Below are 7,717 nucleotides of genomic sequence, written 5' to 3'. Positions count from 1 at the left end.
CCCCCAGCCGAGGCCCAGGCCCAGGCCCCAGACATTCGAATCGAACTGCGGCGTGGACCGACGACGATCGCGGTCATTTTGTCGGGTGGTGCGGCCAACGACTGTGCGCTCTGGATGCGCGAGGTGCTTCGATGATCCGCATCGACGCGATGTGGCTGGCGGCGGACCCCATCGACATGCGCGCCAGCGCCGAGCGCCTGTTGGCGCGCGTCGTGCAAGTCTTGGGCGCAGCGCAGGCGCACCATGGCCAGCCGCCACCTCTGCTCAGGGTGGTGCAGATAGTGGGCTACGCAATCTCGCGCAGCATCGACGCCACGCTGGCCCTGGCCGAGTGCGGCCGCAGGGCGTTTATGGAGAGTGCGCATGCTTTCAGGCTCTCGTGGGCGCAATGCGTCTTAGTGCCCCCCTTGGCCACGGCGAATTGCGATGGGCGTCTTGCGAAGATGACGCCATTTTTTCTTCAAGAAGCTGATACGGCCTGAGCTCCAATGACAAGCCGAAAAGCTTAATACCGTCGAGCGGCGCACTGGCGTCGCATGTTCTCAGGGAGAGTGCCGGCGGGATTGAAGTCTCGTGATCGAACCGCTCTTCAGGCGGCAGGCAGGCAAACGCTTGCGTCGGCCTCAACGCGCGCTTCGGTGGATCCGCGTGGTGATCTGCAGCGTGGCCTGCGCGACCGATCCTTCGTTGCGGCAAGAAAGCCAGTTCTGCCGGGCCGCCGCAAGATCGAAGGCTTCGGTGCTGTTCACGTGATCTTCCTTGGAGTTGATCACCACGCTGCTGAGTCCCTTGGGCCGAGCCTGTGCGCGGGCCCAGGATATGTCAGGCGCGGTAACTACCGCAACGTGCAAGTCCGGGATCTGAACCTGACGATCGAGGTTCATCGCAAGGATGTCTGCGAAGGGAACGGTCCTGCGAAAAGCGGCATCCGAGGGGTACCAGCGATCCATCAGGACAACGCTGCCCGCCGCCTGTTTACACACGATGTTGTTGGTGATCCAGGAACGTCCCGCGGCCAGGCGCTCGCAGACCAGTGATTCCAGGTCCCGGCTCGGATGGGCGGTGAGCGCCTTGATGAGCCCGAGGGTCTCACTTCTGAAAGGATCCAGCTCTTTTTCGCACAGCGACACGACCTGGTAGCGGCCGTCCTCCCTCAGCGCCGCCGCGACCGCCTCAAGCACCGTCGTCTTGCCAGTCGCTTTGGGTCCGTCAAACGAGACGAAGAATGCGCCGCTCATGCGGCAGCCCCTTGTTCAGATCGATCCCGGGCTCTGGCCACCTGCGATGGCTGGCCACTGATGCTCCCATCGCGATACAGCGATATTCCGACGCATCCGCTGGCGCGCGCATCCTGAATGGCCGCAGAGATCTCCTCCACGGTGCTGCTCGGCGGTAGGTTGATCGTCTTGGATATGCCGCCGTCGATGAATGCCTGGAACGTGGCCTGGGTGCGAATGTGATCGCTGGCCTTGAGGTCATGTGCGCGGACCATCGCTCGTCTGACGCCACTGGGTATCAGCGCCAGTTCCTCGGGCGAGGCGCCCTGAACCAGGGCCTCGGTAATCCGGGCGATCTCGGCGCTGCCAAGGCCGTTCTGCTGCAGCAGGCGGCGCAGGGTGGGCTGCATCTGGTGAATGACCCGTCCTTCGACGGTCTGGCGAATCACATAGCTGAAGATCGGCTCGATGCCACCCGAGACGTTGGCCAGGAGACTGAGTGTTCCATTGGCGGCAATGGCCATCAAGGATGCATTGCGACGCGGCGCTTCGCCTGCGCGCAGCAGGCTCGAATCGCAGCTCCCCCGGCTGACTGCCAGCCGCTCGCTCGTGGTTCTTGCCGTGCTTTGGACCAGCCCCATGATGCGGGTGGCGACGGACAAGGCTTCGGGCGTGCCGTATCGCACGCCCATGAGCAGGAGCGCATCGGCGTACCCCATCACACTGATACCGATCTTGCGGCTTTGAAGGCATCGCGCGGCGACGACGGGCGATGCGTGGTCCTGGATGTCGTGCAGGTTGTCTAGGCAATGAACCGCCATGGCGACAGCCTCCTTGAATCGGGCGTCATCGAACGCGCCGTCGCTCACGAACCGGGAGGCGTTCAGCGAACCGATCAGGGAGGATTCGTTCTCCCGCAGCAAGGATTCCCCGCAAACGTTCAGGATCAGTCGCTCCCCATTGGGGGACCTCAAGGATTTGTGCTCACCGAATGCGATCGCCGGGCGGCCGTTGCTGTGGATCGATTGGCAGAGATCGGCCCAGATGGAGACGGCCTTGGGGTCCTGGCGTTCCAGCGCGACAAAAACGCAGCGTCGAGCTCGACGTTGGTGTGCGTGATCTCCAGAGCGCTGCTCATGTCAATGAAGCGCGTGACCATCGGATGATCCACGTGAAGCGTCACGGCGCTGTGGGCCTTTCGTTTGCGCGTCGGGTTGCGTTGCGCGGTCTGTGTCTCGATGAACCGCGTCATCGCGACGGGATCGGCAACCGACGTCAAGTCGTAGCCGATGCCCCCGCAGCCATCGTGGATCTTGCCCGCGATCTCCATGGATTGCGCATCCACCGGCGGCGCGAGAACATGGCATGCGAACAGGTTGATGCCGCTGTCGTGCTCGCTGTTCATCATGACCGGGGAATTGGGCATGAACGCCCCGTCGTGCACCAGCGCATGGAGCTGGTCAGCCAGTGCAAGGGCTTCGGTCTCGGAGACATGCCGGCGTTCCACCGTCGTGAACATTCGGACCACGCGACGCGCTAGGTCGCTCCAGTCCGCTTGAGCGGATTGCTCGAAGAAGCGAGGGGCCAGGATGCCGAGGTACGGGTTGTCTACGGCCCAGCTTGGAGCCGCAGTATCAGCGGCGCGATGAACAGTCTGATCCATATATTTGGCATGGGGTCCGAGGCCGAGGCCCAAAATCCCTGAGAGGTTGTATCGGCGGTGGCCGAAAAAGTGGCGCCCGGGGCGTCCTGTCTACTAAGGAAAGGCAGGCGCTTGTTGGGCGTCCATGGCGCAGGGTGTGTTCTGTCTACGCTCGCTGACGAGGTGGGCGCCGCAGCTTCGGCTTGAACCGATCAAAGCGAAGCGCAAGCCCATGGTGGGTCATGTCGATGATGTTCGGTGGAGGGGCCACACCTTGGAAGAGCAGCAACTGGTAATACGTTGTGATCATCGCGAGGACCGTTTCCTTGAAGTCGCGGTGGCGCTCATAGATGGTCCGCGCAGTGATTTCAAAACCGCGGGCGCTCATGCCTTCGGAGATCAATTGCGTCAAGGAGCCTTCGTTGAATTCATCGGCATAGATGGGTCTTTTCCGGTCCTGAAGCCGGTGCAAAATTTCTACGCCGCCCCCGCACATCATCCCGGTCCAACTGGCCAGTGACCCTTGAAAAAATCGGAATCGCAGCGCATACGTGTTCAGATGGGTAAAGAAGCGCTGAATGCTGGCAGGGTTTTCTAGTTCGCCGAGGTCGACTCCAGGAATGCGATGATTCAGCTCCGGCTTGCTGAGGACCTCCATGCGCTTGATCTCTTGCTGAAGCAGAAGATCTCTTGATTCTTGTGGCGTCTCCTTGGCGATCACATGCAGGCCGGAGCTGGCCAGGACATCCAGCCGTGCCGTGCGCCAGTTGTGATCACGATGCAAGTCGAATTCGCACATCAATGCCAGGCGCTGCAGGAATTCAGGCTGATACCTGGACTTCAATCCAACGCCAGGGTGCTTGCTGCTGTCCAAAACCCCCATCTTCGCCAGCCAGGTGAAGCAGTCGATCGGCGCTGGCATGAACTCGAAGGCGAACATGCGATCCACCAAACGGAACCTCACGGTCGCTGGTGCCTCACGGTATTTCTCCAGCAGCGCGTTGGTGATCTCAATGACCAGCTGCGTGTCGCTTTGGTGGGACAAGCTCGCTGCCGCGAGCACCATGCCCTGAAAAAATTCGAGCGTGTAGCGCTCTGTCTCCTGGAATCCCTCCTCGCTCATGGCCTCGGGCAGCGCGGGCAACTTGTCCGGATAGGCTTCTCTGAGCCGCAACAGGGAATCGGACAGCTCGATTTCCATCATGCACAAGACACAGTGCTTGAGCACTTGCCGATGGACGCCAGTGATGCCCTTGCCCGTCAATTCGCGATCGAGGTCCGCAGCGAGTTCCTTGAGCCAGACAAGTTCTTCCTCAAAGAGGCAGAACACCAACACCTGATTGAAGAACAGCTTGTCGATCAGGTCCAAGCCTGCGACGTGAGAGGCTGCGATTCGGCCCAAAATCGTGCTCCAAAGAAAAAGAGGTGAGCTCTTGCTCGCGAATCTGGTCTGATGTGCTTGGCGCTATTCGGCCCGGGACGTGAACGCCGCCGCCGCACCAGACACTCCCGCACCCACTGCGCGCCGGCGGCGGCCACCACGGTGGTGCCGGCGGCCATGCCGCCGCCACCGACGGCCAAGGCACCGCCACCCAGTGTCGCCAAGGACGCGTTGGCCAGTGCTGCGCCGGACAGCGTACTAATGGCCGTACCGGTACTGGCCGCGCCGAGCAGGCCCGCGGTCCCCACCGCCGCCGCGATCGGGCCGGCAAACGCCAGCGCAGCGCCGCCGCTGGCCACGGTCGCCACGCCAATGGCGATGGACTTAACGGGGTTTTCCGCCACGATGTCCACGACAGAGCCGATAGCGTCTGAAGTGGCATCCACGATGTCGCGCACGAAATTGAACAGACCCATGATTTCCTCTTGTTTGGAGCAGACAAGACAGCCTTCTCTGACCTCCTGCTGGCAATCGTAGGAGCTGGTCACTGCTGGGTCTATTGGTGATTCGAGTGTACCGTTTTACACACCCGAGACCGTCGATACTTTGATGGATCAGAACCATCGACCGGTTGCGTCCGCCGTCCGAAGCGGTCATCGTCGTCCATCGGTGACCGACCGGTTGTAGCCGGATTCTGCCGGTCTGGCATCGTTTCAATATGCTCAGTCGTGAAAGAGGACGTGCGCGCTGATGTCAGGATGCTGGCGTTCAATTTCGTGCAACCACTTCGACAACTTGACGCTTTCATCCCGGTAGCGCGCGGCCAAACGGGGAAGACCTGCGACGGGGATTCTTCCCGCTAGCTCGGGGTTTGGGCGCGCCGTGATGATCTCACTCAAAAACTCCCACGTGAGCTCTCGGTCACGAGGCAGACGGTCTGCATGGGGGGCGCCGAACGCGCGGCCACGAGTTCATCGCTCATTCGCAGCGAAACTGCACCTCAGCGGAGGCATATGTTCCGAGGCCGGAGTCCTTCGACGTCGGGTTCACTGGGACCGAGCACTTGCCGCTTTTCGCGCAGAACTCGGACGCCTCCTGGAAGAGCTCGGCCTTGACCTGGCCGCCGTTAAAGGTCGCCATGCTGCCCGGTTTGGAAGACATGTAGATGCCGTCACCGGTCTGCACCATGCCGGTGGTACCGTGCGCACCGCGCACCGCGCACCGCGCACGCGACGCCTTGGCGTGCCAAGATGGTGAAAGCGTCCAATCTTGAGTCCTCAGCGGAATTCATGTCCGATGGACGTGATTGCGGTATGCAGAATGGTTTTTTCAGCGCGCGCGGAGATCGGACTCGCGTCCAATTGCAACGGGAGAAAAGAGGGGCCGATGAAGACAAAAACGGCGCACAGGTTTCCGCGCTGGCTGAGGTTCCGTGAGGCGGTGGTTGTTGCACTGGCCCGCCCCGCCGCGCCGGTTGGCCGGTATCTCTCCTACGTCGAGGCGTTCGACGATATAGCGTCGAAATTGCTGACGCATGCGACGGACGTTGCTGAAGCCCGCCGACCGATGAATGGGGAGATCTTCAGCGAACTGGGGGCGCTGGCCAAAGAGATAGCGTTGGCGAGCATGCTGGACCGCACTCCACTGGAGCCGTACTTCTCGATCGCACACATCCTGCGCGATGCCCTGCGGCAAAGCGGCCTGGTTCCCACCGTGTGCGCCAACGACGAGAGATGGATAGACGCCATTCAGATCGCGCTGACCTACAACGAACGCAAGGACCCGCAGTTGGGCGGAGCTGCACAGATGCAGGCAGCAGACATCACCTTCGCGAACGCCGTGCATTTTTTCAACACAAAAGGCATCCGTCTGCCACTCTTGGGCGATCAGGTCATCGTGGGCTCCGACGGCGTCTGGTCAGCCCTCGCGGCCACTGCTGCCAGTCCGCTGGCGGCCCTCGGTGACACCGGTGCGATGGCATACATGAACGCCTGGTTGTCTGCCCGATTCGACCCTGTGCTGGGTCGTGTGCGCCTTCATCCCACGCCGGATGCGATGGGGTGGAAGATGGATCGTTCGCTGCCCTGCGGGCATTTGTACCGCAGCGCTCTCGGGGTGCTGGGGCGCGAGCGAGACCGCGGCCGGCCGCTGGCACGCCCGCGTCCATCGGCGTGTCGGCAATGCATTTGGCGGCACTCTACGAGGTCGAGCCGTTCTCGATCTATGAAACGATTTTCCCACCGTATCCGACGCGGGGCCTCGAGGCGCTGATGCGGGTCGTCCTCTACGACGAACTGTTCACCGTTCCGCAGTGCAACCCGGGGCACATGGAGCGTCTCATCGAGGACCTGTTCGCGGAGGTATTCAAGGCCGATAGGATTCGGGGGCAAGGGTGGGCGCATGAGGATGCGATCGGGCTTTGGCAAGTCCTGCTGTCCCTGGCGTCTCCAAGTCCCACAGCTACTTTCGTCAAGCGTTCGCAATTGAGACTTCGGTTGGCCCAAAGGGTCGGACCTGCTGCCTGCGAGGCCCTGATGGACGCATTCGTTCTTTCCAGACCCAATCGCAACTATCGCGTGCCTTCAGATGCGATCGGCGCGGACACCCGCGAGTGTGCCATCGTGCTGGCATCGGGTGACCGCTACTGGATCGCGCCTCGACCGTTTCTCGGGCCCGCGTTTTTCGCACGTCTGGTCGGCCTCTATGCGAAGCTCGACAAGGACATCAACACAAAAATCGGGGTCGCGTTTGAAGCGCAGATGCTGGCGCGCATGAAGCGGTTGGGCATCGAATGCCGACGCGCCGAGGTCTTGGGGTCGAAGGGGAAGACCGCCGGTGACATCGATCTGCTCCTGGAGACGGACAAGGTCGTTGCGCTCTTCGAGTTGAAGAAAAAGGGGCTGACGCGCAAGACAAACGCCGGCGACGGCCTGCAGTTGGCTGCAGATCTCGCTCGCGGCTTGGTGCGCGGTGTCAACCAGCTGGCGAGGCATGAGATCGCCTTGAGGCGCGACGGTGAGTTGCGACTGTCCGATGGGACCAGGCTTCGCTTGGACGGGCGACGCGTCGTAAAGTGCGTGATCTCTCTTGCGGACTACGGAGGCTTCCACGATGGCGCCGTCCTCCGGAACATGATGCGGTCGTTTGTTCGGATGAGGCTGGAAGCGGGGCCTGCACTGAACTGCGAGCAAAAGGCCGACCTTGAGGTGGCGAACAGGGCGTTGACAACGTTGCAGAGCCAGTCCGTTGAATTCGCAAAACTCCTGCCGGATGCAGCCGAGGTCGATCTGTTCGACAACCTGTTGTTCCACAATGTTTTCTTCGTCGAGCATCTGCTGCTGACCGAGAAAACGGCAGAGTCACTCCTGCAAAAACTACTGATCGGAAATCGAATGGTGACCGGATCGCGGGATGCCTTCGTCGAGAGTGCCTTGCTCGACGCCGGCCGCCAGGAGCGCAGTTAGGACCGGTCGATTC

General features: G+C 61.6%; 9 protein-coding genes. 3 read left to right on the top strand and 6 right to left on the bottom strand.

Annotated features, from left to right (window positions below; translation table 11 throughout):
- Positions 1 to 131 precede the first annotated feature (131 nt).
- Complete coding sequence (locus BMG07_RS26415; protein WP_198087029.1) at positions 132 to 482, top strand: hypothetical protein; 351 nt, start codon at positions 132 to 134, stop codon at positions 480 to 482.
- 141 nt (positions 483 to 623) lie between these two features.
- On the opposite strand, the gene BMG07_RS26410 is transcribed toward BMG07_RS26415, so the two are convergent.
- The 6 genes from BMG07_RS26410 to BMG07_RS26385 all read right to left on the bottom strand — a co-directional run bounded on the left by BMG07_RS26410 (position 624) and on the right by BMG07_RS26385 (position 5,428).
- Positions 624 to 1,238 (bottom strand): hypothetical protein, encoded by a 615-nt coding sequence (locus BMG07_RS26410; RefSeq protein WP_198087028.1) that lies wholly within the window; start codon positions 1,236 to 1,238, stop codon positions 624 to 626.
- Positions 1,235 to 2,239 carry a hypothetical protein gene (locus tag BMG07_RS26405; RefSeq protein ID WP_307867074.1) on the bottom strand — a complete coding sequence of 335 codons (1,005 nt, stop codon included), beginning with the start codon at positions 2,237 to 2,239 and terminating at the stop codon, positions 1,235 to 1,237. Before BMG07_RS26405 ends, BMG07_RS26410 begins: the two co-directional genes overlap by 4 nt.
- Positions 2,188 to 2,880, bottom strand: coding sequence for a hypothetical protein (locus BMG07_RS26400; RefSeq protein WP_198087027.1), 693 nt, complete (start codon positions 2,878 to 2,880; stop codon positions 2,188 to 2,190). The genes BMG07_RS26405 and BMG07_RS26400 overlap by 52 nt, the downstream gene beginning before the upstream one ends.
- 145 nt (positions 2,881 to 3,025) lie before the next feature.
- Positions 3,026 to 4,228, bottom strand: coding sequence for a hypothetical protein (locus BMG07_RS26395; RefSeq protein WP_198087026.1), 1,203 nt, complete (start codon positions 4,226 to 4,228; stop codon positions 3,026 to 3,028).
- On the bottom strand, positions 4,219 to 4,788 hold the full coding sequence (locus BMG07_RS42805; RefSeq protein WP_269759396.1) for a hypothetical protein: 570 nt from the start codon (positions 4,786 to 4,788) through the stop codon (positions 4,219 to 4,221). The genes BMG07_RS26395 and BMG07_RS42805 overlap by 10 nt, the downstream gene beginning before the upstream one ends.
- Positions 4,789 to 5,218: 430 nt before the next feature.
- On the bottom strand, positions 5,219 to 5,428 hold the full coding sequence (locus tag BMG07_RS26385) for a hypothetical protein (RefSeq protein ID WP_198087025.1): 210 nt from the start codon (positions 5,426 to 5,428) through the stop codon (positions 5,219 to 5,221).
- Positions 5,429 to 5,626: 198 nt separating this feature from the next.
- On the opposite strand from BMG07_RS26385, the gene BMG07_RS26380 reads away from it, so the two are divergent.
- Together BMG07_RS26380 and BMG07_RS26375 are read left to right on the top strand one after the other, a co-directional pair.
- Positions 5,627 to 6,511 carry a hypothetical protein gene (locus BMG07_RS26380; protein ID WP_198087024.1) on the top strand — a complete coding sequence of 295 codons (885 nt, stop codon included), beginning with the start codon at positions 5,627 to 5,629 and terminating at the stop codon, positions 6,509 to 6,511.
- Entirely contained in the window at positions 6,427 to 7,704 is a 1,278-nt protein-coding gene (locus tag BMG07_RS26375; RefSeq protein ID WP_198087023.1) for a hypothetical protein, read from the top strand. Before BMG07_RS26380 ends, BMG07_RS26375 begins: the two co-directional genes overlap by 85 nt.
- Positions 7,705 to 7,717 lie beyond the last annotated feature (13 nt).

The sequence above is a fragment of the Variovorax sp. E3 genome (genome assembly GCF_016082275.1).
Lineage (GTDB): Bacteria > Pseudomonadota > Gammaproteobacteria > Burkholderiales > Burkholderiaceae_C > Variovorax.
This window is presented reverse-complemented; position numbering and strand designations above follow the sequence as displayed.

Excerpts from the sequence above, each read along its gene's own strand:
- BMG07_RS26385 (WP_198087025.1), bottom strand. The coding sequence starts at position 5,428 with ATGGTGCAGACCGGTGACGGCATCTACATGTCTTCCAAACCGGGCAGC.
- BMG07_RS26415 (WP_198087029.1), top strand. The coding sequence starts at position 132 with ATGATCCGCATCGACGCGATGTGGCTGGCGGCGGACCCCATCGACATG.
- BMG07_RS26380 (WP_198087024.1), top strand. The coding sequence starts at position 5,627 with ATGAAGACAAAAACGGCGCACAGGTTTCCGCGCTGGCTGAGGTTCCGT.
- BMG07_RS26410 (WP_198087028.1), bottom strand. The coding sequence starts at position 1,238 with ATGAGCGGCGCATTCTTCGTCTCGTTTGACGGACCCAAAGCGACTGGC.
- BMG07_RS26400 (WP_198087027.1), bottom strand. The coding sequence starts at position 2,880 with ATGGATCAGACTGTTCATCGCGCCGCTGATACTGCGGCTCCAAGCTGG.